Raw genomic sequence first — 24,137 nt, forward strand, 5'->3', positions numbered from 1 at the left:
TAAACTTATGCAGCGTTGCAGTGTGAGTGAAGTCTTTCATTTCAGTTAGCTTGGTACGGCTAATAACCGTATGCGGATAATGTAAACCTTATCGCTTTGATAAGTCAACGCGTACGGTTAATAGCCGTATAGCATTTGATGTCGGTTAAATTTACCGTGCTGCACCCTTACTTCCCGTGCAACTCCTTCCGCAATAGCACCAACTCGCCCGCCAAATCGCGGCACAGCATCGCCGTCATCAGATGATCCTGCGCATGCACCAAAATCAGCGTGACCGGTACTTTACCGCTGCCTTCATCGGCGCCAATCAATGCGGTCTGGATTTTATGCGCGGCTTTAGCGGCCTCGTCGGATGCCGCTAAAGCCTCGTCCGCCCCTTGCCAGTCAGCTTTACGCGCTTGCTGGATCGCCATCATGGCTTGCGATCGCGCTTCACCGGCATTAATCAGCAACTCCATCATCGTTTGTTCAAAATCCATATCCGCCTCACTTATTGGTATGCCAAATTGGTAATAACGATGCTACCGGAATACCAAAAGAGAGTTCCGCGAGCATGATCACAGAAATTAACGGCGAATATCGCCATTTTGGTATGCCACGAACCATCAAGCTGATGCATAACACCTAAAACCGCTGAGGGTTGACCAATGTCTCTACAGGAACGTCTTATCGATTCACTGGGTAGCTTTGCCACGCGCTTCAACAGCTACCGCTACATCATGGCGATCAAAGCCTCGTTTATTACGCTGATGCCGGTGATCATCGTCGGCGCGTTTTCGGTGCTGATTTCCAACATGGTGCTGGACCCGAAAAATGGCCTCGCCAGTTTCTCTGCGCTGTCGTTTCTCGCCGATCTGAAACCGATCACCAGCAGCATTAACTACGCCACGCTGAGCTTTCTGAATATCGGCGCGGTGTTTCTGATTGGTATCGAACTGGGCCGCATTAACGGCATTAAAACGCTGTTTCCCGGCCTGCTGGCGATCATCTGCTTCATCTCGGTGACGCCCACCACGCTGCAAATGCTGGTGGATGGCCAGATGCATGTGGTAACCGATGTGCTGGCGAAACAGTTCTCCGATACCAAAAGTCTGTTCCTCGGCATGTTCATCGCCATTCTGTCGGTGGAGATTTACTGCCGGCTGGAGCAGGTTGAACGGCTAAAAATCAAAATGCCGGATACCGTGCCGCCGAACGTTGCCGCGTCATTTTCCGCGCTGATTCCGTCGATCATCACCGTTACGCTGGTTGCCACCTTTGGCTTCATCTTCCATCAGATCAGCGGCATGTACCTGTACGACGCGGTGTACAAAGTGGTGCAGCAGCCGCTGGAATCGGTGGTGCAGAGCTTGTGGGGCATTCTGTTGCTGATGTTTGTTGCCCAGCTGTTCTGGGTGATTGGTATTCATGGCAACCAGATGGTGAAACCGATTCGTGAGCCGCTGCTGCTGGGGGCGATTCTGGTCAACATGAACGCCTTCGAGCAGGGTAAGGAAGCGCCAAACATCATCACCATGCCATTCTGGGATGTTTACATGAGCATCGGCGGTTCCGGTCTGACTATCGGACTGTTAACCGCCGTGATGATTGCCACCAAACGCAAAGAGATGCGTGAAATCGCCAAACTGTCGTTTGGACCTGGCTTATTCAACATCAATGAGCCGGTGATTTTTGGTATGCCGATCATGCTTAACCCCATTCTTGCCATTCCCTTCATCATCACCCCGCTGGTAACCGGTTCGATTGGCTATTTCGCCACGGTGATGGGCTTTGCCGGTAAAGCGGTGGTGATGGTTCCCTGGACTACGCCGCCGATCATCAATGCGTGGCTTTCTACCGCCGGTTCGATGGGCGCGGTGGTGACGCAAATCATCTGCATCGTAGTTTCGGTGTTGATATATCTGCCTTTTGTCAAAGTGGCTGCGCGTCGCGCTGAAGCGGCGGAAGCGAAAAATCTGCAGGCCGAACTGGCACAAAATTAAGGAGAATCTATGAGTAAGCACACTATTGCGCTGCCACAGGGTTTTATTCTCGGCGCGGCGGCATCGGCCTGGCAAACCGAAGGCTGGAGCGGCAAAAAAGCCGGCCAGGATTCGTATCTGGATGCCTGGTATCAGCAGGATCGCCACGTCTGGCATAACGGCTTTGGGCCGGCGGTAGCAACGGATTTTATCAACCGCTTCCGCGAAGACGTGGCGCTGATGAAAGCTGCGGGGCTGACGCACTATCGCACCTCGATCAACTGGTCGCGTTTTCTCACCGATTATGAAAACGCGGTGGTTGATGAGGAGTACGCGGCCTATTACGACCAGTTGATTGATGAGATGCAGCGACAGGGCATTGAACTGATGTTGTGCCTCGAACATTACGAACTGCCGCTGCAGTTGCTGGAAGAGTACGGCGGCTGGCAATCAAAACATGTGGTTGAGCTTTTTACTCGCTATGCCGAGAAGGTGTTTGCCCGCTACGCCGGAAAAGTGACGCGCTGGTTTGTTTTCAATGAGCCGATTGTGGTGCAGACGCGCGTCTATCTTGATGCACTGCGCTGGCCGTATGAACAGAACACCCATAAGTGGATGCAGTGGAATCACCATAAAAATCTCGCCACGGCGAAGGTGGTCAAGCTGTTCCGCCAGCAAGGTTATACGGGTACGGTGGGCACCATTCTCAATCCGGAAGTGACCTATCCGCGCTCGTCGGCGGCGCACGATGTTAAAGCCGCAAAAATCTACGATCTGTTTTACAACCGGGTGTTTCTCGATCCGGCGATCAAAGGCGTCTATCCAGCGGAACTGCTGCAACTGCTGGATAAACATGAGGTGCAGTGGGATGTCACCGCGGAAGAGCTGGCGATCATCGCCGCCAACACCGTCGATGAAGTGGGGCTGAATCTTTACTATCCGCATCGTGTTAAAGCGCCATCACGCGCCTGGCATGCGGAGACGCCATTCCATCCCGCTTTTTACTACGAGCATTTTGAGCTGCCGGGCCGCCGCATGAACAGTTCGCGCGGCTGGGAGATTCAGCCACGCATCGTTTTCGACATGGCGCAGCGCATGAAACAGGAGTACGGCAATTTGCCGTGGTTCGTAGCCGAGAGCGGCATGGGCATCGAGAATGAAGCGCAGTTTAAGGATGCGCAGGGAGAAATTCAGGACGACTACCGCATCAACTTTATTGCTGAACATCTCTACCAGGCGGTGCGTGCGCGTGAAGCGGGCAGCAACTGTCAGGGCTACATGCTGTGGGCGTTCACCGACAACGTTTCACCAATGAACGCCTTCAAAAACCGCTACGGACTGATCGAGATCGACCTCGACAACCAGCGGCAGCGGCGGATGAAGAAATCCGCGCACTGGTTCCGTCAGTTGCGTGACACCCAGCAATTGACCCTCAACATTGACGATGAAGCCAAATAAGGACCACCAATGAAACGCATTATTCTGGCCTGCGCGGCAGGCATGTCGACTTCGATGTTAGTCACCCGCATTGAGAAAGAGGCGGTAGCACGCGGTCTTGAGTACCAGATCTACGCCATTCCGGAACAGAACCTGCGTGAAGAGTTACAAAACTACGGCCAGGACGTGGTGGTGGTGCTGCTGGGACCGCAGGTGCGCTTTAAGCTGGAGGAGAATAAAAAGCTGACCGACAGCTATCAGCTGCCGATTGCGGTGATCGATACCGTGGCTTACGGCACGTTGAATGGTGCAAAGGTACTCGATCAGGCACTGGCTTTGGTACACTAGCGCCCAGATAGCAGTCAGGCTCCGGCTCGCACAGGACGCGGCCGGGCCGAATGCACCATGATGCAAAAGGGTGAGAGCGTGGAAAAAGCCGAAGCGCCACAAGAGAAAAAGCAGTATCAGGAAATTGGTCAGCATCTGCGTCAGCAAATCCTTGATGGTCATTATCCGGTTGGATCACGACTGCCGCCAGAGCGCCAGTTGGCCGAAACCTGGGGCGTGAGCCGCACCATTGTGCGTGAAGCGTTGCTGATGCTGGAGCTGGAAGGCACGGTGGATATTCGTCAAAGTTCTGGCGTTTACGTGATGCGCATTCCTTCGGAAAGCGAGGATGCGGAAGAGGCCTTTTTCCGCAGCGATGTCGGCCCGTTCGAGATGTTGCAGGCGCGTCAGCTGCTGGAGAGCAACATCGCGGCCTTCGCCGCCAAAATGGCCACCAAAGCCGATATTGAAAACCTGCGCCGCACGCTGGAGCAAGAGCAGCGCGCCATCGCACTCAACGACAGCAGCCAGGATAACGACAAGTTATTTCATCTGCTACTGGCAGGCGCGACGCAAAATCAGATGCTGCTCGATACGGTGACCAGCGTCTGGCGTCATCACGAAGCCAGCCCGCTCTGGCAGCAGCTGCGACCGCAGTATGAAACCCGCGCCTATCGCCTGAAGTGGCTGGGCGATCATCAAACCATTCTGGCCGCGCTGCGCCGCCGTGATGTGATGGGATCCTGGCAGGCGATGTGGCAGCACCTGGAAAACGTCAAGAACACATTGCTGGAGTTATCAGATGCCGATGCGCCTGATTTTGATGGCTATCTGTTCGAATCGGTGCCGATTTTCCAGGGTAAGTTGATGTAATGAGGTCGCCATTCATGGAGTGACCCCGGGACCCGCTGTCGTAGGGTGCGCATTCATGCGCACCTGCATACCTATGCATTTTAATGCTTAAGTGACTGCGAGGTATAAAATCAAACTATCAAATCAACGTGTTCGCCGCCCGGCATTTTTACACCTAGTGTTAGTTCGCCGCCCAGCGCTTCAACGTAGCGTTTCAGTGTAGAGATTTTCAGCTCAGCACCGCGCGACTCCATCGCTGCCACAGAGGATTGTGCAATATTCATAGCTTCCGCTTGCTGGCGCTGGGTGCGCTGTAACTGTTCGCGTAACTTATACAGCTGACTTTCCAGTCGCATCTGCGTAACACGCTCATCAACCTTTTGCTGCTGTTCCGGCGTCAGCGTCGCCAGCATCTCTTTTAACGTTTTCATGGTGACTCTTCTTGAGTGAGTTCAGATGAAGTTGGTATTCATGCTCAGCAAGATTGAGCATCTCTTTGTAGAATCGTTTTTTGTTCTTTCCTGCTTTGTTTCCCGCACAGAGCACAATGGCTTTGCGATGCGGATCGAAGACAAAGAAGCCACGAATCGGGCGCCCATTGCTTTGAACACGCAGTTCTTTCATATTGGAAATCTTTGAAAAATAGAGCGTGTCAACATACGGACGACCCAAGTGCGGGCCTTCCTGGGACAGTAATTTCAATGCAGCGAGCATATCAATGCGCAGCGCTTCATCTTGCATTGTGAGCCATTGCCAAAATCGATCCGTAGCTTCAACATTCCACACGGTATTCGTCCTTGATAGGTTACAGTCTATTTTATAGACTGCAGTCTATCAAGAAATAATGCGTGATAATTGCTTTGTATAGAGATTATTGCGGTTCCTGAATCCAGCGCGCAAAGTTCATTGACCAGCTTGGGCGATAAATCGCGATGCTACTCATGCTGGGTGAGCTTCGCGGTTAACGCACGCAGCGGCGTACGCAGCACCTCATGCAGCGCGCGGATCGCGGGGGAAAACTGTTTGCGATGCGGGCAGATAAGGTGCAGCGGCGTGCTTTCGCCCGGCATCTCCGGCATTACGCGCTCCAGCCTGCCGTACAGCACATCGTCACACACATCAATCCACGATTTATAAGCGATGCCCATACCGGCGATAGCCCAGCGGCGCGCCACTTCGGCGTCATCACACAGCATGCGGCTTTTCACCGTGATCTGGCGGCGCATGCCATCCTGCGGAAAGGTCCATTTGTCGTAAACGTGGCCGCCCATCATAAACAGCAGGCCATGATGGTGCTGGGCGATCTCCTCCAGCTGTTGCGGGCGACCGTGACGATCAAGGTAATCCGACGACGCCACCATCACGCGGCGATTGTCCTCCGCCAGCGGCAACGCCACGTAGCTGCTGTCTTCCAGCTTGCCGTAGCGAATGGCGATATCCACCGGATCGCGGAACACATCGCTGATCTGGTCGGAAAAGGAGAGCCGCACCGCCAGCGCCGGATGCGCGCGGCAAAAGTCAGTGATCAGCGGCAGTAGAATATTGCGACCAATATCCGAGGGCAGCGCGATTTTTAGCTCGCCGCTCAGCGCATCTTCATCGCTCTGCAAGCTGTCGGCACCGGCATGCATCAGCGCCAGCATCTCCTGCGCAAAGGGCAGATACTTTTCCCCTTCGGCGGTTAAGCGCAGGCTGCGGGTAGAACGGGCGAACAAGCGGCGATCCAATTCCCGCTCCAGCCGCTGAATTGCCGCGCTGACCTGTCCGGGCAGTAAATTCACCTCGCGCGCCGCGCGTGAAAAGCTGCCGAGTGCGGCTGAACGCACAAACAGAGTGACATCTTCCAGTCGGATCATCTTCTTATTCATCGTGGTAGTCAGCAGGGATTTTCACTCTAAGAGTGAAAGTGTTCACCTGCAACTGGCATTTTTCATTGCGCTGCGGACCGCTATGCTGAATTTACTTCACCAAACCTGCTGATGAATAAGGATCTGCCTGATGAAAGCCATTGTTTATAGCCAAAACGGTTTACCGATTTCCGATGAAAATGCGCTGTATGAGCTTGAGGTTGATAAGCCAACGCCGGGCGCGCGCGATCTGCTGGTAAAAATTCACGCCATTGCGGTGAATCCGGTGGACACCAAAGTGCGCGCCGGTGCGCCAACCGATCAGCCGCGCATTCTCGGTTGGGATGCGGTAGGCGTGGTGGAAGCAGTGGGCGCAGACGTCACGCTGTTCCAGCCGGGCGACGAGGTGTTTTATGCTGGTGATATCACGCGCGCCGGCAGCTATGCCGAATATGGGCTGGTGGATGAACGCCTCGCCGGGCACAAACCGCGTTCACTGAACGACGCCGATGCCGCCGCGCTGCCGCTGACCTCGCTGACCGCGTGGGAACTGCTATTTGATCGTCTTGAGGTACAAGCCGATGACAACGCCGCGCTGCTGATTATTGGCGCAGGTGGCGGCGTCGGTTCCATATTGACGCAACTCGCCAGCAAGCTAACCAAATTGACGGTGATCGGCACCGCTTCCCGCCCGGAAACGGCGGATTGGGTGCGTTCACTCGGTGCGCACCATGTGATTGATCATTCTCAACCGCTGGGCGAACAGCTGGCGGCGATTGGACATAAAGAGGTGCGCTATGTCGCCTCGCTGACGCATACCGACAGCTATTACGATCAGCTGATTGATGCGCTCGCGCCGCAGGGCAAGCTGGCGTTGATCGACGATCCCGAGACGCTGGATGCGGTGCCGCTGAAGCGCAAAGCGATTTCACTGCACTGGGAATTGATGTTTACGCGCTCGCTGTTCCATACCGCCGATATGCAGCGCCAACATGAGATTCTGCAGCGCGTGAGCCAGCTGATTGATGACAAAACGCTGCAAACCACCGCCGGCGAACATCACGGCATTATCAATGCCGCCAATTTGCGCAAGGCGCATGCGCTGATCGAGAGCGGTCGCGCACGCGGTAAGATCGTGCTGAGCGGGTTTTAACCAACTTAACGCAATAAATGATGCAAACCACGCGCAATAAATTGCGCCGCTACGGATATCCGCACAGTTGTGTAGCGGCGCGATTTATCGCGCTACAAAGAAAAAGGATTAAGCCATGACACTCAATGATGCAGTCGCTCGTCGTCACACTGTGAAAGCCTTTGAACAGGGTAAAAGCCTGCCGCAGGATGAAATCGAAACCCTGCTGAACGTGCTGCGCAACAGCCCGTCATCCGTGAACTCCCAGCCGTGGCATTTTGTGGTGGCGTCTACCGAAGCGGGTCGCGAGCAAATCGCCGCATCCACCGATGGCGCCTTTGCCTATAACAGCCCGAAAGTGCGCAATGCCTCGCACGTTATCGCGCTGTGCATGCGCACCGATCTGGATGAAGCGCATTTGCAGAACGTGCTCGATCAGGAAGATGCTGATGGCCGTTACGCCAGGCCGGAAAGCAAAGCGAACAATGACATGGTGCGTCGCAGCTATGTCGATATGCATCGCTATGAATCACGCGATGTGCCGCAGTGGATGGAAAAGCAGGTTTACCTGGCGTTGGGCGGATTGTTGCTGGGCGCAGCGATGTTAGGCATTGATGCCACACCGATGGAAGGTTTTGACCAGCGCGCGCTGGATCAGGCGCTGGGCCTGCGTGAGAAGGGCTTTACCAGCGTGGTGCTGGTGTCGCTGGGTTATCGCAGCGATGCGGATTTCAACGCCGCGCTGCCGAAATCACGTTTGCCACGTGACGAGATTTTTACCTTTATTTAAATATTTCGCGCAATAAATTGCGCCGCTACGGATGGACGCACGTTTCTGTAGCGGCGCGATTTATCGCGCAAGATCAATACGGAAACCGCAACGTAAAGCGGTTCACACCCTGCTCGCTATGCATCTCACAACTTCCCTGATGCAAACGCATAATGCTGCGCACAATCGACAATCCCAAGCCGCTGCTGCCCTGATGATGTGACGCATCGGCGCGCCAGAAGCGATCAAAGATGCGTGCCTGCTGTTCCGCGCTCATTGCCGGGCCCTGATTCTCCACCATCAAAGCGCTGCCCCGATTGAAAATGCGCACGGTGGAATCTCGTTCGCCGTAGCACAAGGCGTTGGCCATCAGATTCGCCAGCGCGCGTTGCAGCAGTTGCGGATCGGCGAGCAGTTCGCCGTACAGCGCCAAATAATCTACGACGCTGTGCGTCTGACTCAGTGCCACTTCAGTTTGGCCGATCAGCGTGCTAATCGGCGTGCGCAGATCGTGCGCCATATCAACAGAAACCTGGCTCAACTGTTGATAACCCCTTTCAAGGCGCCCCAGCATCTGATTGAAAGCCGCCACCAGCGGCTGCAGTTCCGCTACCGCCTGTTCAGGCATTCGCTGCGACAAAAGGCGCACGTCAATCGCATCCGCCTGCGATAGCCAGCAGCATGCCCGCTGCAAGGGTGAGTTTGTTCAATTTCATCTTAATACTCCTGATTTGAAGGTAGGCCATCAGGATATGCAATCGGCTCTGACATCAGCGTGAGCGAGTTATGACAAAAGAATGACATGCGCACTTGTTATATAGAAATGACCTAATGTAATAGGTGGATCTAAAATTTGATAATCAGTATCGTAGACCACAGTTACTATAAGGATATAGGATGCAAAAGTTATGTTTAACAACAGTGAAGTCATCAGTTATCTTCAAGCAAATAAAATTCTCGCAATGAAACTTGACAATGCCGTTGATGCCGTCGGAAAACAGGTGGCGGAACAGGTCAAATCAATCGGTGCTGGTGCTACCCGAGCGTTGTTTTACACGTCCTGTTTCACTGATGAATATAACGATGTATGCCTGCGGCAAAAAAATGAAGATATCCGTTTTCGGGATGGGGTTTACCGACTTCTCAGGCATGGAGATATTGGCTTTGAGATGCTTAAAGTATATTTTGAAGAACTGCTAAAATATAAAACTGCACAGCAATTAGAATACATAAAGAAAAAGCTTATGACGGTTAATGTTCATATTGCTGCAAGTTCACTGACTAACGCAGGTTTTGCTATGGCGGCAGCCAGTGCCGTTCGCATGGGATTAAACCTGAGTATGGAGATCAGCGCGCTGACAGGGCGAATAGCCGGTGGTGTAGTGGGAGCAGCAGCTTTGTATGGTATTGTTCAGAGGGCAGCAGATAGTGCGCACCGCCTTCAAACTCAATATCCCGTCTATTATTCAGCGCTCTCTTTACAGAATCTGGAAATGATGTATTTCCTAATTGAACCCGTAATGCAACGCGCGAGTGCCCTGGATGCTCAGTGGGCAACTGAAGAAAATATTGCAGATATCATTACCCGGTTGATTAGGTAACTATGATTAAATTTATAAAAGACTCAATGTGTTCATTAGTTAGGTCGTTAGTATGGATATACGGACCGGCAATATTGACCATTGTCTTTGCATTACTTCAGGCTCATTTTTTTCCAGGAAGTCCAGTTTGGCCTATTGCGGTTTTCTTTATATTCGCGCTGGTCATCGTGGCTCGTTACATAAAATGATGAAGTATAAAAAACTGTTAACAGATAAGGATATTGTATGTCGACGCCCGCACATTTATGGCTAGAAGATGAAAATGGCTCGCCTATTGTTGGAAGTTGTTTAATCCCACTGAGGTTAGGTTCTATCGAATTAAAATCATTTTCACACGGCATAACCATCCCAGTAGATCCAAATAGGGGAAAATTGACCGCAACGCGAGTCCATCAACCTATCGTGATAGTAAAAGAGTTCGACAAGACAACACCAATTCTTTATCGCGCTGTATGTGAAGGGCGCACACTTAAAAAAGCTACGATCAAGATGTATCGGATTCTTGAATCAGGCATTGAGTCCGAATATTTCAATATCATTTTGGATAACGTTAAAATCACCACGGTTTCGCCTTACCTTGCCCCAAATGGTCAGAGCAACACTCATGTTGAAACATTAGAGTTGCGTTATGAGGCGATCACCTGGAAGTACACGGAAGGAAATATTATTTACCGCGATAGATGGAATGAATACGCTTGCGCGTGACACTATTTCAGTGACCAAAGTTATAAAGTGTATCCAAACTAAGTTTGTTTCCGCATAACGTTCATCTTCGGCATTAAGATTCTCTTACTGCCGAAGATAAAATCGCTTAACCCCTTCTGTTTAATAAGTATTCCCTCTGCATTAAATCCGTAATTTCTGTAGTGAGATCATGTCCACCATGTTATTAACTCTGTATGACGTTGTGAATTTAGCTACCTGCCGGAGATAACAATGAAGAAAAGTTTGTCCTTTGCCTTACTGCTTTCGCTGAGTGCTTTCAGCCACGCTTCATTTGCCCAGCAAACCTTGCGTTTCGGCGTTGATCCGACGTTCCCGCCGTTTGAATCCAAAGCCAGCGACGGTTCTTTGCAGGGCTTTGATATCGATCTCGGCAACGCGATTTGCGCCCTAGCCAAAGTGACGTGCCAATGGGTGCAGATTGGTTTTGATGGCAGCATTCCGGCGCTGCAGGCGAGAAAGTTTGATGCGATTCTTTCGGCGATGTCGATGACGGAGAAACGCCGCGAGCAGGTCGCCTTCAGCGACATGCTTTACGTCACGCCGAGCGCGTTGCTTACACCCGCCAAAGCGATGCTAACGGGAGACATTAACGCGCTGCGCGGCAAAAGAATCGGCGTCGCGCAGGGCACCATTCAGGAAACCTACGCCAAAGCGCAGTGGGCAACCAAGGGCGTGAGTGTGGTTTCTTACCCTAATCAGATGGAGATCTATCCTGATTTGGTGGCGGGACGGCTCGACGCCAGCCTGGCCAATGCGGTTTCGGCAGAACAAGGTTTTCTTAACACGCCAGCCGGCAAAGACTACGTCATCAGCGCCACGCTGGTGGATAAAGAGGTGTTGGGCAATGGCGTGGGCATTGGATTGCGTAAAGACGATGCGGCCAATCTGAAGTTGATCAACAACGCGCTGGCCGAACTGCACAGCAACGGCACTTACGATCAACTGGCGAAGAAGTACTTCAAATTCAAGGTCTATCCGTAAAATTCATCTGCACGCAAGGTCGCCATTGATGACGACCTTGCCCACCAACCGCACCCACACTCACTCAAAAATCATGACGAACTTACCGCACTACCCAACTCAACGCGCCCGCTTTCTCGCCGCCGTCAAACGGCAAAACGGCGCATTAACGTCCTACGCGCATCCGTTACCCGGTCCGCAGGGCGAGGAACTTTTCACTGACGTAGCGGTAATCGGCGATGTCAACGCATCACGGCTGATGCTGGTGATCTCCGGCACGCACGGCGTAGAAGGCTATTACGGTTCCGATTGCCAGATCGCCTGGCTCGAAACCTTCAATCTCACGGCGCTGCCGGCGGATACTGCTATCGTGATGCTGCATCTGCTCAATCCGTGGGGCGCGGCGCATTTACGCCGCGTCAATGAAGACAACATCGACCTCAATCGCAACTTTATCGATTTTTCACAGCCTTCACCCGCCAATCCCGATTACGCCGCGTGGCATGGCATTTACCACGGCGATCGCGCCCGCGCCGATAAGCTGTTAGCTGACGCGCTCAACAGCGCCGGTTGGCCGGCGATAAAACGCGTGGTGGAAGCGGGGCAATATGGCGCGGCGGACGGTTTCTTCTTCGGCGGCCAACAGCCAGGCTGGTCGTACCGCACGCTGCAAACCATCATCGCCGATCACTTGTCGCAGGCCAAAACCATCATCAGCTTCGATCTGCACACCGGCGCGGGCGCGTGGGGACATCCGATGCTGCTGTCGATTGCCGAGCAGCGTTTTGCCGCACATGACTGGGGCAAGGAGATTTATGGAGAATGGTTAACGCTGCTGTTCACCGGCGCAGGGCGCGACAGCGAAACCGGCGTGACCGCGACGGCTACCGGCTATGTGTCGCAATTTCTGCTGACGTCGCTACCGAAGACGCAGATTTTGCCGCTGGTGGTGGAGTGCGGCACCTATCCTGGCGAGGAGATGCATCGCCGCGTGCGCGACGATCACTGGCTGCATCTGCAAGGCGATCCAGCCAGTGAAAGCGGGCGGGCGATTAAGCAGGAGCTGGTGGAAGGATTTTGGCCCGCCGACGCTGACTGGCGCGCGCTGGTGGCTTTTCGCACCCAGCAGATTTTTGTGCGTGGCTGGCGGGCGTTAATCGATTTATAAGCGTCCGTAAAAGGTCATGCGGGCGGTTTCCGACAGGGCAATGCCTGGCTCGGTGTTATACGCCAGCACCGCCAGCATGCGGGTGATATCGCCTTCGGTTGGCGTAACGCGATGCAGCGAATTGCGCCCACGGAACAGCACCAGATCCCCGGCATCAATCGCCAGCGCTTCCACCGGCTGGCGCTGATCCAACACTGCCGCCACACCGTCGAAATTCATCTCACCGGCATCGGCATCACGCAGATCTTTCACGTACTGGAACACGGCGCCGGCGCGCGGTTTCTGCACCAGCAGCGTGATGGCGAACGACGAGTTATCAAAATGCCAGCCCAGTTCCTGGCCGTCGGGCGCGTAGTGCAGATTGATCGACGAAAGCGGATCGGCATACGGATAGAGCGCCTCTTCACCCAGCACATCGCACAGGAAGCTTTTGAACAGTTCATCGTTGTAGAGCTGGCGCAGCGGCGAATCGGCGGCAATCACATCATCGGTGATGCAGCCTTTGGTGCTAATGACATCGCGATTACGCGGATGATCGGCGCTGAAAGCATCATCTTTTTTCATCAGATAAACGTTGTGTTTGCTGGCGGTGTGATACGCCAGATGGCGCTGCGCATCGCCTTCGGCAATGATGGCCTGCAGCGCAGCGGGCTGCAGGAACTGACGCAAAACTAAAGCGCCGTGCTGATTAAGTTGCTCACGGCAGGTGCGACGCCAGTCGGCATCGGCCAGCGGATGCAGATCGAAACGAATCAAGGCAGACATAGTTTTACTTCTCATGTGTTACAGGTGTGTAAAGACTGTAACTCGCTGATATGTTAATACGTAACGATAAAAATTTAACACCTTGCTAAGGAAACCTTAATGCCCGCGCCATCACCACGTTTGCCCAAAATCAGCGTCATTCAATCCTTCAAAGTGGCGGCGGAACTGGGCAGCCTGGCAAAAGCGGCTGCGCAGCTGGCGTTAACGCCAGCCGCCGTGAGCCAGCAAATTCGCCAACTGGAAGAGCAATTGGGCAGCACGCTGTTTGTGCGCACACAAAGCGGCGTGATGCTGACGGAGATGGGCAAAGAGTATCTGCGTTATGTCACTGAGGCGTTCGACATTCTGCACCTCGGCCAGCAAAACCTGCGCCATGCGGCGTCGGCACCGCGATTAACGCTCTATTCGCTGCCGGCGCTGGCCTCAAAATGGCTGCTGCCGAACATCGCGCAGTGGCGCGCGCACTGTCCTGAAATTGATTTATCGCTGCACGGCACCCATACGCAAGTGGATTTCAACGCCACGCCAGCCGATTTTGTCATCTGTTTCGGCGAAGATCGCTATCCGCAGCTGGACAAGCAGCTGCTGTTTCTCGATGAGGTGTTGCCGGTGGCGAGCCCAGCGCTACTGCATCGTTTTGCCGGTATGGAGGTGTTGCAGCATGCGCCGCTGATTCACCTCGACTGGGGCAACGAAGGGCGTTTCTTACCTGACTGGCGCAGCTGGTTTCAGGCTAAAGGCATTGACGATGCGCCGCCGCAGCCGTCGTTCAGTTTCAATCTTACCTCGCTGGCGATTGATGCCGCCGTGGCAGGCGCGGGCTTGCTGCTCGGTCAGCGGCGTTTGATTGCCAACGAACTGGCGCGCGGCGAGCTGGTGGTTGTCGATCCGCTTAGCTTGCCGCTCAGCAAACCCTATTTCCTTGCCTGGCCGCAGCGCTCGCTCAGCCAGCCGGGCAGCGCTGCGCTAATCCACTGGCTCACGCAGCTGGCGGGATAATATACCCATTCGTAGCATCGCCCTTTATGGCGACCTGGAAAAGAAAGGGAGTTCATCAATGACCGCAGATCTCAACTTCTGGCTCACCGCGCTGGTGGTGGGCACCACCATTTTGCTATGGGCCAGCGCGCGTTTGCCAGAATACGTCACCGCGCTGTTGTTTTTCACGGCGGCGATGTTGCTAAAGTTGGCTCCTGCCAGCAGCATATTCAGCGGTTTTGCCTCGTCGGCGTTTTGGCTGGTGCTCAGCGGGTTTGTGCTGGGCGCGGCGATCCGCAAAGTTGGTCTGGCGCAGCGCTGGGCGAACTGGCTGGTGGTGCCGCTTAGCCAAAGCTGGCCGCGTATGATTGCGGGAACCGTGCTGCTGACTTATCTGCTGGCGTTTGTTATGCCCTCAAATATGGGACGCATCGCGCTGCTGATGCCGGTGGTGCTGGCGATGGGCGAACGCGCAGGAATCAAAGCGGGCAGCCGCGGCAGTATTGGCCTGGCGCTGGCAGTGGGATTTGGCACCTTCCAGCTCTCCGCCAGTATTTTGCCCGCCAATGTGCCGAATCTGGTGCTGAGCGGCGCGGCGGAGAGCGCGTATCAGCTGCACCTGCAATGGTTGCCGTGGTGGTTGCTGCATATGCCGGTGGTGGGCGTCGTTAAGGGCTTGTTGTTGATAGGTTGCCTGCTGTTTCTGTTTCGCGCGCAGCCCAAAGCGGTCCACCAGCGCGACAGCTTAACCGCGCTTAGCCGCAGCGAATGGCGCTTGATTGGTCTGCTGGCGATCACTTTGCTGCTGTGGATGACCGACAGCGTGCACGGCTTACCGGCTGCGTGGGTGGGATTGGCGGCAGCCTGTATCTGTTTATTGCCGCGCGTAGGTTTTATCTCCAGCGAGGACTTTGCCAGCGGGGTAAATTTCCGCACCTGCATTTACATTGCCGGGATTCTTGGTGTCGCCACGCTGGTAGTGGATTCAGGCCTGGGACGGATGATCGCCAATGCGTTGCTTAACGTGTTACCGCTGCACGAACACCCGTCCTTCAGCAATTTCGCGGTGCTCAATGCGCTGGTGTCACTACTGAATTTCGTGCTCACCGCCAACGGCGTACCGGCGATGGTGACGCCGATGGCGCAAGAACTGGCGAACGCGTCTGGCTTTCCGCTACTCACCGTGATCATGTTGCAGGTGTTTGCCTACGCTACGCCGCTGCTGCCGTATCAGGCATCGCCGGTGGTGGTGGCGATGGGACTCGGCAACGTTCCGGCGAAGGCCGGTTTACAGCTGTGCGCACTGATTTTTCTGCTTAGCGCGGTGTTGCTGTTACCGCTGGATTATCTGTGGTTTCGGCTGCTAGGCTATGCCTGATGTCTTTGCCAGAGATTGCCTATGCCAACCAATAATGATTGGGTTGATTTTCGTCGTGATGATGAAACCGGAATTGAAAGCGTCAACGCGCACTTTCGCGGACACGCTTACGATCCGCACGATCACGACGAACTGCTGGTGGGCGTGACGCAGCAAGGTTTACAGCGCTTCAACTGCCACCGTTCGCTGCACACCAGCACGCCGGGCCGGGCGATTTTGATTGAACCGGGTGCGGTCCACGATGGCCATGCGCCGGACGCCGAGGGTTTCACTTACGTGATGCTCTATCTGCCGCAAAGCTGGGTGGCGGAGATGATGCAGCGTCGCGGGTTGGGTGATGTGTCGAATATCGAAGGCGCTTTCCGCCATACGTTAACTGACGATGCGCTGTTAGCCAGCGCCATTCAGCAAGCCTGGTTTGCCGTGCATCAGGGCGAAGGGCGGTTGGCGCGCGATCAAAGCCTCGATCATTTGCTCACCCTGCTGTCACGCCATCTGGATACCAAACCCAGCCTGCAGCACAGCGAAGCGATGCGTCAGATGCAGCTGTTGCGCGACTATCTGCACGATTTTATGGCGCAGGATATTGGTCTGGATGAGCTGTCGCGCCTTTCCGGCATCGATCGATTTCGCCTGACGCGCCAGTTCAAACAGGCGTTCGGCCAATCGCCGCATGCCTATCTGGTGCGTTTGCGTTTGCGCAGCGCGCGCACGTTGCTGGCGCAGGGCATTGAGCCGGTGCAGGTGGCGGCGCAGGTAGGATTTGCCGATCAAAGTCATTTGGGCCGCTGGTTTCAGCGCGCCTATCGCATGACGCCCGCCGCTTATCAACGTCAGTGCACAAACGTTCTATACGCTTCCCCGCCTGCTCTTAGATGATGAGGTTTTCGTTGTCATTGGAGAGTTGTTGCAGATGTTTGATACCAAAATCGCCCTGATCGTACGTGATGATTTAGCCACCTGGCAGCGCCTGAATGTGGTGGCGTTCCTCGCTACCGGCGTGGCGTCCGCCGCCCCCGAGATGATGGGCGAACCTTATATTGATGCCAAAGCGCGACAGTACGGCAACATGGCGGGCCAGCCGATGCTGGTGTTTGCCGGGGATTTGGCCGGTTTGCAGCGTGCGCACCGTCAGGGACTGGAGCGCGAGTTAACCATTATTCCTTACGTGGAAGCGATGTTTTCCACCGGTCACGATGCGGCGAACCGCGAAGTGTTTATGGCGGAGGATGCTGATAATTTGAATCTGGTCGGCATTGCGCTGCGCGGCCCGAAGAAGGCGGTGGATAAGGCGATTAAGGGATTGGCGTTGCACGGGTAAAGCACGTTTTCCCTCACCCTAACCCTCTCCCGCAGGCGGGAGAGGGAACCGAATGTGCGGCTTAGTAGATGATCATTCGCTCCACCTACTCATTCCCTCTCCCGCGGGCGGGAGAGGGCCAGGGTGAGGGCGCTACTAAACAAACCTATCCGCCGCGCTCAGCAACAAATCTTCCCGCCCTCTTAGCGCCAGCAGTTCAAGCCCAATCGGCAAACCTTTGGCGCTGAATCCCGCTGGAATGCTGATCGCCGGCGCGCCGGTCACCGCTGAAATCAGCGCATTGCTGCCTTCCTGCATCTCACCGTGCTTAACCGGCGCACGGCGCACCACCGGATAAGCCAGCAGATTGATCTGCTGCGCGGCGAAAAATTCAGCCAGCTGCAAATACAGATCGCGCTGACGCTGCTGCACCCGCCGGTAACCTTCACTCTCCACGCCCGGATGCTGGGCCCGCGTGGTAAACACCGTTTCCAGCTGCGGATGATAGCGCCCGGACGCCACCACTTCCGCCAGCGTGCGGACCTGCGCCTGCGGTTTATCCGCCAGATATGCCGCCAGCGCAGCGGCAAATTCGTAGCCGATGATATTGGCGTCGGCGGCCAACGTCTCTAGCTGCGGATAACTCACCTCACGCGGCGCGAAATCCGCCAGCGCCGCGCGCACCGCCTGATTAATCTCGCCTTCATCGGCTGCAAACCCTTCCAGCCAGATGCCGATGCGCAGCGGCTCATCGCTCTCCGCAAACTGTTGTCCGCTGAGAATTTCAGACGCTAAACGTAAATCCGCCGCCGACCGCGCCAGCGGGCCGGGAATATCCTGAGTTGGCGACAGCGGCACAATGCCGTCGGTGCTGATTGCACCGCGCGTCATGCGCAGGCCAAAAAGATGGTTAAACGCTGCCGGAATGCGCACCGATCCGGCGGTATCGCTGCCGATCGCCAGCGGCACGTAACCGGCTGCGACCGCCACGGCGGAACCGCTGCTCGATCCGCCCGGCGAGCGGCCTTCAACCCACGCATTATGGGTAAATCCGCTTAACGACGACGCGCCGGTAATACCCGCCGCCAGCTCATGCATGGCGGTTTTGCCGATCAGAATCGCGCCTGCCTTTCTCAGTCGGGTAACCAGCGGCGCATCGTCGCTGGCAATAACCTCACGCAGCAGCACCGAACCTGCGCTGGTTGGCCAGCCCTGCACTTCGATATTGTCTTTAATCAGCACTGGAATCCCTTCCAGCGGTCCCGCCGCCTCGCCGCGCTGACGACGCGCATCGCTGGCGTCCGCTGCCGCTAAGGCTTGTTCGGCAAACAGCCAGGTGATGGCGTTGTAGCGCGGTTGATCCACCTCGGCAATGCGCTGTAGCGCGAAGGTGGCTAACTGGCGCGCGCTCAACGTGTGCTGGGTCAGCGCCTGCTGTAAATCGTTAATCGAAGCGGTGAGATAATCAGCGTATTGCATCAGGTTAAACCTCCAGCGGAATCCATTGCCCGTCGCGCGTGACGCGTCCGCACGCGCTGCCAGTAAAGTGGGTGCTGAACCAGATTGCCTGATGTTGTGCGCACCAGTCCACCACCCGTTGCCGTGAAGAAACGGCCAGCGCTTTATCATCGCAAAACAGTGAGTTCCAGTGCGGATACTGAAACTGGATGGCATTATGCATCACGTCGCCAGCAAAGATCGCCGATTCACCGGCGCTTTCCAGCACGATCGATGCATGATCAACGCTGTGACCGGGCGTGGAGAGATAGCGCAGCGCGCCAGCAAACAAAGGTGAATCCTGCACGTTGATAGTCTCAAGCTGGCCGCTCCCGATCAGCGGCAGAATGCTGTCGCGATAGAGCTCCTGCGCCGCCGGATTCTGTTGACAGTGCGCCAGTTCCCGCGCCGAGCAGATATAGCGCGCATTCGGGAACATCGGCTGCCATTCGCCATCACGCTGATGCGTATTCCAGCCAACGTGATCGGTATGAATGTGCGTCATCAGCACCAGCGTCACTTCCGCTGGATCAACGCCCGCCTGCGCGAGGTTTGTGGCATACGGCGTGTTCAGCTGGTGAAACAGCGGCTTGTTATCGCGATTGCGGCCGTTGCCGGTGGCGGTGTCGATAATGATGGTGTGTTCACCGGTGCGCACCACCCAGCTATGAATCGACATTTCGGCGGGCAGCTCAGCTAATTCGTCACTCATTTCCTCGCGATGTGGCGTAAACAGCACGCCCAGCGGGAAGGCGGCGGTTTGTTCGCTCACTTTGGTAATCAGGCAATCGCCGACGCGAATCGTCATGAGGTGCTCCTAAATTTTTTGATGGCAGCGAAGAAGCCTCACTATACTGGCGGCACGATCATTATTTAAATCGATTAGAATCATGCAAAGCATCAACGAAAATGATTTTTCGCGCATCGACCTGAATTTGCTGGTGGTGTTGCTGGTGATGTACGAGGTGCGCAGCGTCAAGCAGGCGGCACATCGGCTTTATCTTGTAAAACCGGCGGTGAGCGCGGCGTTAAAACGGCTGCGCGAGATGTTTGACGATCCGCTATTTGTGCGCGCTGGATCGGCAGCTGCAGCAACAAGGTGTGGCGCGGCGCGTGCGCTATGTGACGCCAAATTTCTCCGCGTTGCCGATGCTGCTTAAGCGTTTGCCGCTGTTCGCTACGGTGCCGCAGGGTTTGGTGCCATTCTGGTGCGATTTGTATGACCTGAGCGCCGCGCCAGTACCGGTCAATATGCCGGATTATGAAGTGTCGCTGCTGTGGCATAACGCGCGCAGCGAAGATGCCGCCAACCGCTGGCTGCGGGAGAGGCTGCGCGGGCTGATACAGCGTAAATCTCCGGATGACCTGTAGCGGCGCAATTCATTGCGCGCCTTTCAAAACGGCGCCGCGACAAATAGATGCATAAATCTAATTCGCACTCACCACGGCACCACACGCCCTAAATAATCCAGATAATGAATTTCGCGTCGCCCAGCGTAGCTTTCCATGGTGTTCAGCAAGTTCGGAATGCTCTCCTCAATGGTCAGGCGCGCTTCCGGGCCGCCCATATCGGTGCGCACCCAGCCGGGTGCCATCAACAATAACGTGCGCTCGCCGCCGCTACGTGCGGCGAAGCTGCGCATAAACATATTTAGCGCCGCTTTGCTGCCGCGATACACCTCGTAATTACCGTTGGTGTTGTTGGTCAAACTGCCCTGGCCAGATGACATCACCGCAATAGTGCCGCTGGGCGTAACACGATCTTTAAAGGTTTCAATCACCCGCAGCGGGCTTAGCGCGTTAGTCACCATCACGCGGGTGAACTCTTCGGTGGAAACATCGGCGATGGTTTCTCGGTCATCATTTTTCACCCCTGCGTTGACGAACAGCATATCGAACTGCCAATCCGCCAGCCGCGTATGCAGCGCTGCGACCTGTTCCGGTTCATTGATATCCACGCTTTCCACCGTCAACTGTGCGGGGAAGCGATCGGCCAGTTGTTGTAAATTCCCTGTCGAGTTTTCACGTCCGGTGGCGACCACCTGATAACCGCGCTGCAGCATGGTTTCCGCCAGTGCCAAACCCAGGCCACGCGATGCGCCAATCAGCAATATCTTCATGTTGTTCTCCTCGGTGTTTGCGATAAGAAGAGTGTAGCGCCGGGCGAGGGCAGGCGGAACGCGCAGCACTCGCAGTATTAACCTGCGCCAAACGCCTTGTCTCAAAGTGCGCAATAGGCGAGGATAAAGCGTATGAATGATGCCGATTTGAATCTGTTAATTGCTTTGGATGCGCTGCTGATTGAAGGCAGCGTGATTGGCGCTGCGCGTCGCTTGGGCTTAAGCGAATCGGCAATGAGCCGCACGCTGGGACGTTTACGCGCTACCACCGGCGATGCGCTGTTAGTGCGCGCCGGACGCAACATGGTGCTGACACCTTATGCCGAAGCGATTCGCGAGCGCACGCATCACACGGTGCGCGAGGCGCGTGCGGTGTTAAGCCCAACGGCGCAGTCGCTGGATCTGCATCAGTTAGATCGCTGCTTCACCCTGCGCACCAATGAAGGATTCGTCGAAGCCTTTGGCAGCGCGCTTATCGCTGCCGTGGCGAACCAGGCGCCGCACGCGTGGCTCAGTTTTGTGCCCAAGCCGGAGAAAAGCGCGCGCGATTTGCGCGAAGGCAACATCGATCTGGAGATTGGCGTGCTGGGCAATATGGGCCCGGAGATTCGCCTGCAGGCGCTGTTCCGCGATAGCTTCGTTGGCGTGGTGCGCGCCGGACATCCGCTCACGCAGCAGCTGGATATTACCCAGTTCGCCGCTTTTGGTCATATCGTGGCGTCACGGCGCGGTGAGCTTGGCGGGCCGATTCACGATGCGCTGCAGCAGGCAGGATTAACCCGCAAGGTGGCGGCGGTGGTAGCGGCATTCTCCAGCGCGGTGGCGCTAGCGCAGGAATCTGATCTCGTCGCGTTGGTGCCGCGTTCGCTGTTTCTGCATCATCCGTTGATCAAAAACAGCACCCGCTTAGCGATGTTTGAACTGCCGTTCGCCACGCCAGAAATGACCGTGTCACAACTGTGGCATCCGCGACTGGAAAATGACGCGGCGCATCGTTGGTTACGCGGCGTGGTAAAAAAGGTTTGTCAACCGCCGCGCACCGAACCACGCCACACCACATCGGCCTGATACAGCAGGCTGTCGTGCTGCTGTTCACCTTGCGGCGTGAAGCCGGTTTCCTCCTGCTCGGTGTGTATCAACCACTTCACCGCATCCTGCGCGAACTGCTCAACCGGTTGAGAAAATGTGGTGAGATTGTAGGATGACCAGCCGGCCTGCGCGATGTTGTCGTAACCGATCAAACAGAGATCTTCCGGCACGCGAAGCGCAAAGCGGTGGCGCGCTTCATCCATAAAGCCGCAGGCCACCAAATCGGTGACGCAAAACACGCCGTCCGGTCGCTGATGACGCGTTAGCAAGCGGTGCGCCAGAATCTGCCCGCTCTCGTAAGAGGTGGTACCAAAACGTTCGATGGTCACGGTTAATCCCGCCCGTTCGGCCGCCAGCACAAAGGTGTCTTCGCGCTTTTTCAGGCTCGGCGTGCCCGCCAGCGAATTGGCAAATGCCAGATGCTGACAACCGGCGCGCTGAAACGCCATTACCGCCGTTTGCGCGGCGCTTTCGGCATCGAGATTGATGCTCAGCGAGCCAGGCAACGCTTCATCGCGGTTGATCAAAATGATGCGCTGGCCGTGCTTGTAACACTGGCGCGTGATGGTGCGATCCGGCATGCCGGAGAGAATGATTGAGGCATCGGCGCGGAAATTAATCGCCTGCTGCAGCGCCGCCGAAACGCTGTTATCCGAGCGGTCGGTGTTGATCAGCATCGCCACTTTGCCCGCTTCCTGCAAAAACTGCGTCAGCCAGCGCACCAGACTGGCACGATAGGGCGTGGCGATTTCCGAGACGATCAGGCAGACAATGCTGCTGCGATTGCGCACCAGACCGCGCGCCAGATGATTGACGTGATACCCCAACTCTTCCGCCGCCTTCATCACCCGTTCTCGCGTTGCCGGTGACACGCTGGCGCCCGGCGTAAACGCGCGCGACACCGCTGAGCGCGATACGCCCGCGCGTTCAGCGACATCCTGCGCGCTCACCACCGCTTTCTCATGCTGCATGTTCAACACCTCTTCACAATCTGGCTGCAACTGAGTCTGCCTCAGATTGCAAAGCTGTGCAAACCGCTTTAGATCTCATTTGTTGCATTTTTGTGACATCGCCTAACAATTGCGCAGCGTGGTGTTTGACAGGACATTTCTTGTTCATTACTACTTTGCACACACGTGCAAGAAAAGGTGCCAATGAAGCACCAACCCTACAATCCAGGAGAACACTATGCGAGTCACCTCAATGGCCATCGCGCTATCCCTCTGTTGCACTGCCATACCTTTTGCCGCCTCGGCGGCGGGCAATCTGAACATGGTCTGCTCCGCCGATGTGGTGGTGTGCGAGCACATGACCAACATTTTCAGTAAGGCGCATCCGGATATTAAAGTCAGCATGGTGCGCCTCTCGGCGGGCGAAGCTTATGCACGCCTGCGCAGCGAAGCACGTAATCCGCGCACTGATATCTGGTGGGCGGGTACCGGCGATCCGCATATGCAGGCGGCGGAAGAGGGGCTGACGCAGCCGTACAAATCGCCGCTGCTCGATCAGCAGCAGGATTGGGCGCAGAAGCAGGCGGAAAACTCTCATTACCGCACGGTGGGCATTTACGCCGGCGCGCTGGGTTGGGGTTACAACACCAAATTACTGGCGTCGAAAAAGCTGAAAGAGCCGAAATGCTGGGCCGATCTGCTGGACCCAAGCTTCAAAGGGGAAATCCAGATCGCCAACCCGAACTCGTCGGGCACGGCCTACAACACGCTGGCGACGCTGGTGCAGATCATGGGTGAAGATCAGGCCTTTGATTACCTGAAAAAACTCAACGCCAATATTTCGCAGTACACCAAATCCGGCTCGGCGCCGGTGAAATCGGCGGCGCGTGGCGAAACCACCGTTGGCATTGTGTTTATGCATGATGCGGTGGCGATGGAAGTCGACGGTTTCCCGATCAAGACCGTCGCGCCCTGTGAAGGCACCGGCTATGAGATTGGCTCAATGTCGATTGTAAAAGGAGCGCGCAATCTCGCTAACGCCAAAGTCTGGTACGACTGGGCGCTGAGCGCCGAAGCGCAATCGCATATGAAAGAGGCCAAATCCTTCCAGCTTCCGTCGAACCGCAACGCGGAGATTTCAGAGTACGCGCCGCGCTTTGAGAACATCAAATTGATCGATTACGACTTCAAGACCTACGGCGATTCGGCCAAACGTAAAGCATTACTGGGACGTTGGGATAAAGAGATCGGTGCCAGCGCGCAGTAAGAATTTGCGCACA

The 24,137-nt window shown here is 55.6% G+C and carries 26 protein-coding genes and 1 pseudogene; 17 read left to right on the forward strand and 10 right to left on the reverse strand.

What is annotated here, in order from left to right; all coding sequences use genetic code 11:
• Nucleotides 1-167: 167 nt before the first annotated feature.
• A complete protein-coding gene (locus K5Y33_RS13865; protein WP_192234604.1) occupies nt 168-479 on the reverse strand; it encodes a PTS lactose/cellobiose transporter subunit IIA in 312 nt (103 codons plus the stop codon).
• A gap of 168 nt (nt 480-647) precedes the next feature.
• Here K5Y33_RS13865 and K5Y33_RS13870 point away from each other — a divergent pair, with 168 nt between their 5' ends.
• From K5Y33_RS13870 to K5Y33_RS13885, 4 genes are all read left to right on the forward strand, one after another.
• The gene (locus K5Y33_RS13870; RefSeq protein ID WP_222234279.1) at nt 648-1,982 is read left to right on the forward strand and encodes a PTS sugar transporter subunit IIC; all 1,335 of its coding nucleotides are present in this window, start codon (nt 648-650) and stop codon (nt 1,980-1,982) included.
• A gap of 9 nt (nt 1,983-1,991) precedes the next feature.
• A complete protein-coding gene (locus K5Y33_RS13875) occupies nt 1,992-3,419 on the forward strand; it encodes a glycoside hydrolase family 1 protein (protein ID WP_222234280.1) in 1,428 nt (475 codons plus the stop codon).
• 9 nt (nt 3,420-3,428) lie between these two features.
• Nucleotides 3,429-3,746, forward strand: a complete 318-nt coding sequence (locus K5Y33_RS13880; RefSeq protein ID WP_008110135.1) for a PTS sugar transporter subunit IIB — start codon at nt 3,429-3,431, stop codon at nt 3,744-3,746.
• 78 nt (nt 3,747-3,824) lie between these two features.
• Nucleotides 3,825-4,598 carry an FCD domain-containing protein gene (locus K5Y33_RS13885; protein ID WP_036650080.1) on the forward strand — a complete coding sequence of 258 codons (774 nt, stop codon included), beginning with the start codon at nt 3,825-3,827 and terminating at the stop codon, nt 4,596-4,598.
• A 110-nt stretch (nt 4,599-4,708) separates the two neighbouring features.
• Here the strand turns inward: K5Y33_RS13885 and K5Y33_RS13890 are convergent, their stop codons facing one another.
• The 3 genes from K5Y33_RS13890 to K5Y33_RS13900 form a co-directional block, all read right to left on the reverse strand.
• Complete coding sequence (locus K5Y33_RS13890) at nt 4,709-5,008, reverse strand: helix-turn-helix domain-containing protein (protein WP_222234281.1); 300 nt, start codon at nt 5,006-5,008, stop codon at nt 4,709-4,711.
• Nucleotides 4,950-5,363 (reverse strand): type II toxin-antitoxin system RelE/ParE family toxin, encoded by a 414-nt coding sequence (locus K5Y33_RS13895; RefSeq protein ID WP_137387249.1) that lies wholly within the window; start codon nt 5,361-5,363, stop codon nt 4,950-4,952. The genes K5Y33_RS13890 and K5Y33_RS13895 overlap by 59 nt, the downstream gene beginning before the upstream one ends.
• Before the next feature lie 149 nt (nt 5,364-5,512).
• Nucleotides 5,513-6,433, reverse strand: coding sequence for a LysR family transcriptional regulator (locus K5Y33_RS13900; RefSeq protein WP_222234355.1), 921 nt, complete (start codon nt 6,431-6,433; stop codon nt 5,513-5,515).
• A 142-nt stretch (nt 6,434-6,575) separates the two neighbouring features.
• Between K5Y33_RS13900 and K5Y33_RS13905 the strand changes: the two genes are divergently transcribed.
• Nucleotides 6,576-7,577, forward strand: coding sequence for a zinc-binding alcohol dehydrogenase family protein (locus K5Y33_RS13905; RefSeq protein ID WP_222234282.1), 1,002 nt, complete (start codon nt 6,576-6,578; stop codon nt 7,575-7,577).
• Nucleotides 7,578-7,692: 115 nt separating this feature from the next.
• Nucleotides 7,693-8,346 (forward strand): oxygen-insensitive NAD(P)H nitroreductase, encoded by a 654-nt coding sequence (gene nfsB, locus K5Y33_RS13910; RefSeq protein WP_101761730.1) that lies wholly within the window; start codon nt 7,693-7,695, stop codon nt 8,344-8,346.
• Nucleotides 8,347-8,419: 73 nt separating this feature from the next.
• Here the strand turns inward: nfsB and K5Y33_RS13915 are convergent, their stop codons facing one another.
• A complete protein-coding gene (locus K5Y33_RS13915) occupies nt 8,420-8,965 on the reverse strand; it encodes an ATP-binding protein (protein ID WP_255610321.1) in 546 nt (181 codons plus the stop codon).
• Between the two features lie 268 nt (nt 8,966-9,233).
• Here K5Y33_RS13915 and K5Y33_RS13920 point away from each other — a divergent pair, with 268 nt between their 5' ends.
• From K5Y33_RS13920 to K5Y33_RS13935, 4 genes are all read left to right on the forward strand, one after another.
• On the forward strand, nt 9,234-9,926 hold the full coding sequence (locus tag K5Y33_RS13920; RefSeq protein WP_222234283.1) for a hypothetical protein: 693 nt from the start codon (nt 9,234-9,236) through the stop codon (nt 9,924-9,926).
• Between the two features lie 225 nt (nt 9,927-10,151).
• The gene (locus K5Y33_RS13925) at nt 10,152-10,631 is read left to right on the forward strand and encodes a type VI secretion system tube protein TssD (RefSeq protein WP_222234284.1); all 480 of its coding nucleotides are present in this window, start codon (nt 10,152-10,154) and stop codon (nt 10,629-10,631) included.
• A gap of 231 nt (nt 10,632-10,862) precedes the next feature.
• Nucleotides 10,863-11,633: a transporter substrate-binding domain-containing protein gene (locus tag K5Y33_RS13930; RefSeq protein ID WP_222234285.1), complete on the forward strand. Its 771-nt coding sequence runs from the start codon at nt 10,863-10,865 to the stop codon at nt 11,631-11,633.
• 73 nt (nt 11,634-11,706) lie between these two features.
• The gene (locus tag K5Y33_RS13935) at nt 11,707-12,780 is read left to right on the forward strand and encodes a DUF2817 domain-containing protein (RefSeq protein WP_222234356.1); all 1,074 of its coding nucleotides are present in this window, start codon (nt 11,707-11,709) and stop codon (nt 12,778-12,780) included.
• On the opposite strand, the gene K5Y33_RS13940 is transcribed toward K5Y33_RS13935, so the two are convergent.
• Nucleotides 12,775-13,545 carry a 2OG-Fe(II) oxygenase gene (locus K5Y33_RS13940; RefSeq protein WP_222234286.1) on the reverse strand — a complete coding sequence of 257 codons (771 nt, stop codon included), beginning with the start codon at nt 13,543-13,545 and terminating at the stop codon, nt 12,775-12,777. The two genes, K5Y33_RS13935 and K5Y33_RS13940, sit on opposite strands and share 6 nt — an antisense overlap.
• A gap of 99 nt (nt 13,546-13,644) precedes the next feature.
• Here K5Y33_RS13940 and K5Y33_RS13945 point away from each other — a divergent pair, with 99 nt between their 5' ends.
• From K5Y33_RS13945 to K5Y33_RS13960, 4 genes are read left to right on the forward strand one after another with little or no spacing between them, the layout of a single operon-like run.
• Entirely contained in the window at nt 13,645-14,544 is a 900-nt protein-coding gene (locus K5Y33_RS13945) for a LysR substrate-binding domain-containing protein (RefSeq protein ID WP_222234287.1), read from the forward strand.
• 58 nt (nt 14,545-14,602) lie between these two features.
• Nucleotides 14,603-15,901 (forward strand): SLC13 family permease, encoded by a 1,299-nt coding sequence (locus K5Y33_RS13950; protein ID WP_222234288.1) that lies wholly within the window; start codon nt 14,603-14,605, stop codon nt 15,899-15,901.
• A gap of 21 nt (nt 15,902-15,922) precedes the next feature.
• Nucleotides 15,923-16,780 (forward strand): AraC family transcriptional regulator, encoded by an 858-nt coding sequence (locus tag K5Y33_RS13955; protein ID WP_222234289.1) that lies wholly within the window; start codon nt 15,923-15,925, stop codon nt 16,778-16,780.
• A 34-nt stretch (nt 16,781-16,814) separates the two neighbouring features.
• The gene (locus tag K5Y33_RS13960) at nt 16,815-17,222 is read left to right on the forward strand and encodes a DUF2000 family protein (RefSeq protein WP_154183028.1); all 408 of its coding nucleotides are present in this window, start codon (nt 16,815-16,817) and stop codon (nt 17,220-17,222) included.
• Between the two features lie 135 nt (nt 17,223-17,357).
• Here the strand turns inward: K5Y33_RS13960 and K5Y33_RS13965 are convergent, their stop codons facing one another.
• Nucleotides 17,358-18,680, reverse strand: a complete 1,323-nt coding sequence (locus K5Y33_RS13965; protein ID WP_222234290.1) for an amidase — start codon at nt 18,678-18,680, stop codon at nt 17,358-17,360.
• A gap of 4 nt (nt 18,681-18,684) precedes the next feature.
• Complete coding sequence (locus K5Y33_RS13970) at nt 18,685-19,506, reverse strand: MBL fold metallo-hydrolase (protein ID WP_222234291.1); 822 nt, start codon at nt 19,504-19,506, stop codon at nt 18,685-18,687.
• An 82-nt stretch (nt 19,507-19,588) separates the two neighbouring features.
• On the opposite strand from K5Y33_RS13970, the pseudogene K5Y33_RS13975 reads away from it, so the two are divergent.
• Nucleotides 19,589-20,069 (forward strand): annotated as a pseudogene (locus K5Y33_RS13975) (LysR family transcriptional regulator).
• 68 nt (nt 20,070-20,137) lie between these two features.
• On the opposite strand, the gene K5Y33_RS13980 reads toward K5Y33_RS13975, so the two are convergent.
• A complete protein-coding gene (locus tag K5Y33_RS13980) occupies nt 20,138-20,818 on the reverse strand; it encodes an SDR family NAD(P)-dependent oxidoreductase (RefSeq protein WP_222234292.1) in 681 nt (226 codons plus the stop codon).
• Between the two features lie 132 nt (nt 20,819-20,950).
• Between K5Y33_RS13980 and K5Y33_RS13985 the strand changes: the two genes are divergently transcribed.
• Nucleotides 20,951-21,886, forward strand: coding sequence for a LysR family transcriptional regulator (locus K5Y33_RS13985; RefSeq protein WP_222234293.1), 936 nt, complete (start codon nt 20,951-20,953; stop codon nt 21,884-21,886).
• Here the strand turns inward: K5Y33_RS13985 and K5Y33_RS13990 are convergent.
• Nucleotides 21,844-22,878 (reverse strand): LacI family DNA-binding transcriptional regulator, encoded by a 1,035-nt coding sequence (locus tag K5Y33_RS13990; RefSeq protein ID WP_222234294.1) that lies wholly within the window; start codon nt 22,876-22,878, stop codon nt 21,844-21,846. The two genes, K5Y33_RS13985 and K5Y33_RS13990, sit on opposite strands and share 43 nt — an antisense overlap.
• Nucleotides 22,879-23,095: 217 nt before the next feature.
• Between K5Y33_RS13990 and K5Y33_RS13995 the strand changes: the two genes are divergently transcribed.
• A complete protein-coding gene (locus tag K5Y33_RS13995) occupies nt 23,096-24,124 on the forward strand; it encodes an ABC transporter substrate-binding protein (RefSeq protein WP_101761718.1) in 1,029 nt (342 codons plus the stop codon).
• Nucleotides 24,125-24,137 lie beyond the last annotated feature (13 nt).

It is taken from the genome of Pantoea sp. DY-17 (genome assembly GCF_019795975.1).
Classification (GTDB): domain Bacteria; phylum Pseudomonadota; class Gammaproteobacteria; order Enterobacterales; family Enterobacteriaceae; genus Pantoea; species Pantoea leporis.

Bases quoted from the DNA above. Each gene is read 5' to 3' on its own strand.
- K5Y33_RS13940 (WP_222234286.1), bottom strand. From the start codon at position 13,545: ATGTCTGCCTTGATTCGTTTCGATCTGCATCCGCTGGCCGATGCCGAC.
- K5Y33_RS13965 (WP_222234290.1), bottom strand. From the start codon at position 18,680: ATGCAATACGCTGATTATCTCACCGCTTCGATTAACGATTTACAGCAG.
- K5Y33_RS13870 (WP_222234279.1), top strand. From the start codon at position 648: ATGTCTCTACAGGAACGTCTTATCGATTCACTGGGTAGCTTTGCCACG.
- K5Y33_RS13985 (WP_222234293.1), top strand. From the start codon at position 20,951: ATGAATGATGCCGATTTGAATCTGTTAATTGCTTTGGATGCGCTGCTG.
- K5Y33_RS13945 (WP_222234287.1), top strand. From the start codon at position 13,645: ATGCCCGCGCCATCACCACGTTTGCCCAAAATCAGCGTCATTCAATCC.
- K5Y33_RS13955 (WP_222234289.1), top strand. From the start codon at position 15,923: ATGCCAACCAATAATGATTGGGTTGATTTTCGTCGTGATGATGAAACC.
- K5Y33_RS13890 (WP_222234281.1), bottom strand. From the start codon at position 5,008: ATGAAAACGTTAAAAGAGATGCTGGCGACGCTGACGCCGGAACAGCAG.
- K5Y33_RS13875 (WP_222234280.1), top strand. From the start codon at position 1,992: ATGAGTAAGCACACTATTGCGCTGCCACAGGGTTTTATTCTCGGCGCG.
- K5Y33_RS13920 (WP_222234283.1), top strand. From the start codon at position 9,234: ATGTTTAACAACAGTGAAGTCATCAGTTATCTTCAAGCAAATAAAATT.
- K5Y33_RS13865 (WP_192234604.1), bottom strand. From the start codon at position 479: ATGGATTTTGAACAAACGATGATGGAGTTGCTGATTAATGCCGGTGAA.
- K5Y33_RS13950 (WP_222234288.1), top strand. From the start codon at position 14,603: ATGACCGCAGATCTCAACTTCTGGCTCACCGCGCTGGTGGTGGGCACC.
- K5Y33_RS13905 (WP_222234282.1), top strand. From the start codon at position 6,576: ATGAAAGCCATTGTTTATAGCCAAAACGGTTTACCGATTTCCGATGAA.
- K5Y33_RS13995 (WP_101761718.1), top strand. From the start codon at position 23,096: ATGCGAGTCACCTCAATGGCCATCGCGCTATCCCTCTGTTGCACTGCC.
- K5Y33_RS13980 (WP_222234292.1), bottom strand. From the start codon at position 20,818: ATGAAGATATTGCTGATTGGCGCATCGCGTGGCCTGGGTTTGGCACTG.
- K5Y33_RS13970 (WP_222234291.1), bottom strand. From the start codon at position 19,506: ATGACGATTCGCGTCGGCGATTGCCTGATTACCAAAGTGAGCGAACAA.
- K5Y33_RS13935 (WP_222234356.1), top strand. From the start codon at position 11,707: ATGACGAACTTACCGCACTACCCAACTCAACGCGCCCGCTTTCTCGCC.
- nfsB (WP_101761730.1), top strand. From the start codon at position 7,693: ATGACACTCAATGATGCAGTCGCTCGTCGTCACACTGTGAAAGCCTTT.
- K5Y33_RS13925 (WP_222234284.1), top strand. From the start codon at position 10,152: ATGTCGACGCCCGCACATTTATGGCTAGAAGATGAAAATGGCTCGCCT.
- K5Y33_RS13880 (WP_008110135.1), top strand. From the start codon at position 3,429: ATGAAACGCATTATTCTGGCCTGCGCGGCAGGCATGTCGACTTCGATG.
- K5Y33_RS13960 (WP_154183028.1), top strand. From the start codon at position 16,815: ATGTTTGATACCAAAATCGCCCTGATCGTACGTGATGATTTAGCCACC.
- K5Y33_RS13990 (WP_222234294.1), bottom strand. From the start codon at position 22,878: ATGCAGCATGAGAAAGCGGTGGTGAGCGCGCAGGATGTCGCTGAACGC.
- K5Y33_RS13930 (WP_222234285.1), top strand. From the start codon at position 10,863: ATGAAGAAAAGTTTGTCCTTTGCCTTACTGCTTTCGCTGAGTGCTTTC.
- K5Y33_RS13900 (WP_222234355.1), bottom strand. From the start codon at position 6,433: ATGATCCGACTGGAAGATGTCACTCTGTTTGTGCGTTCAGCCGCACTC.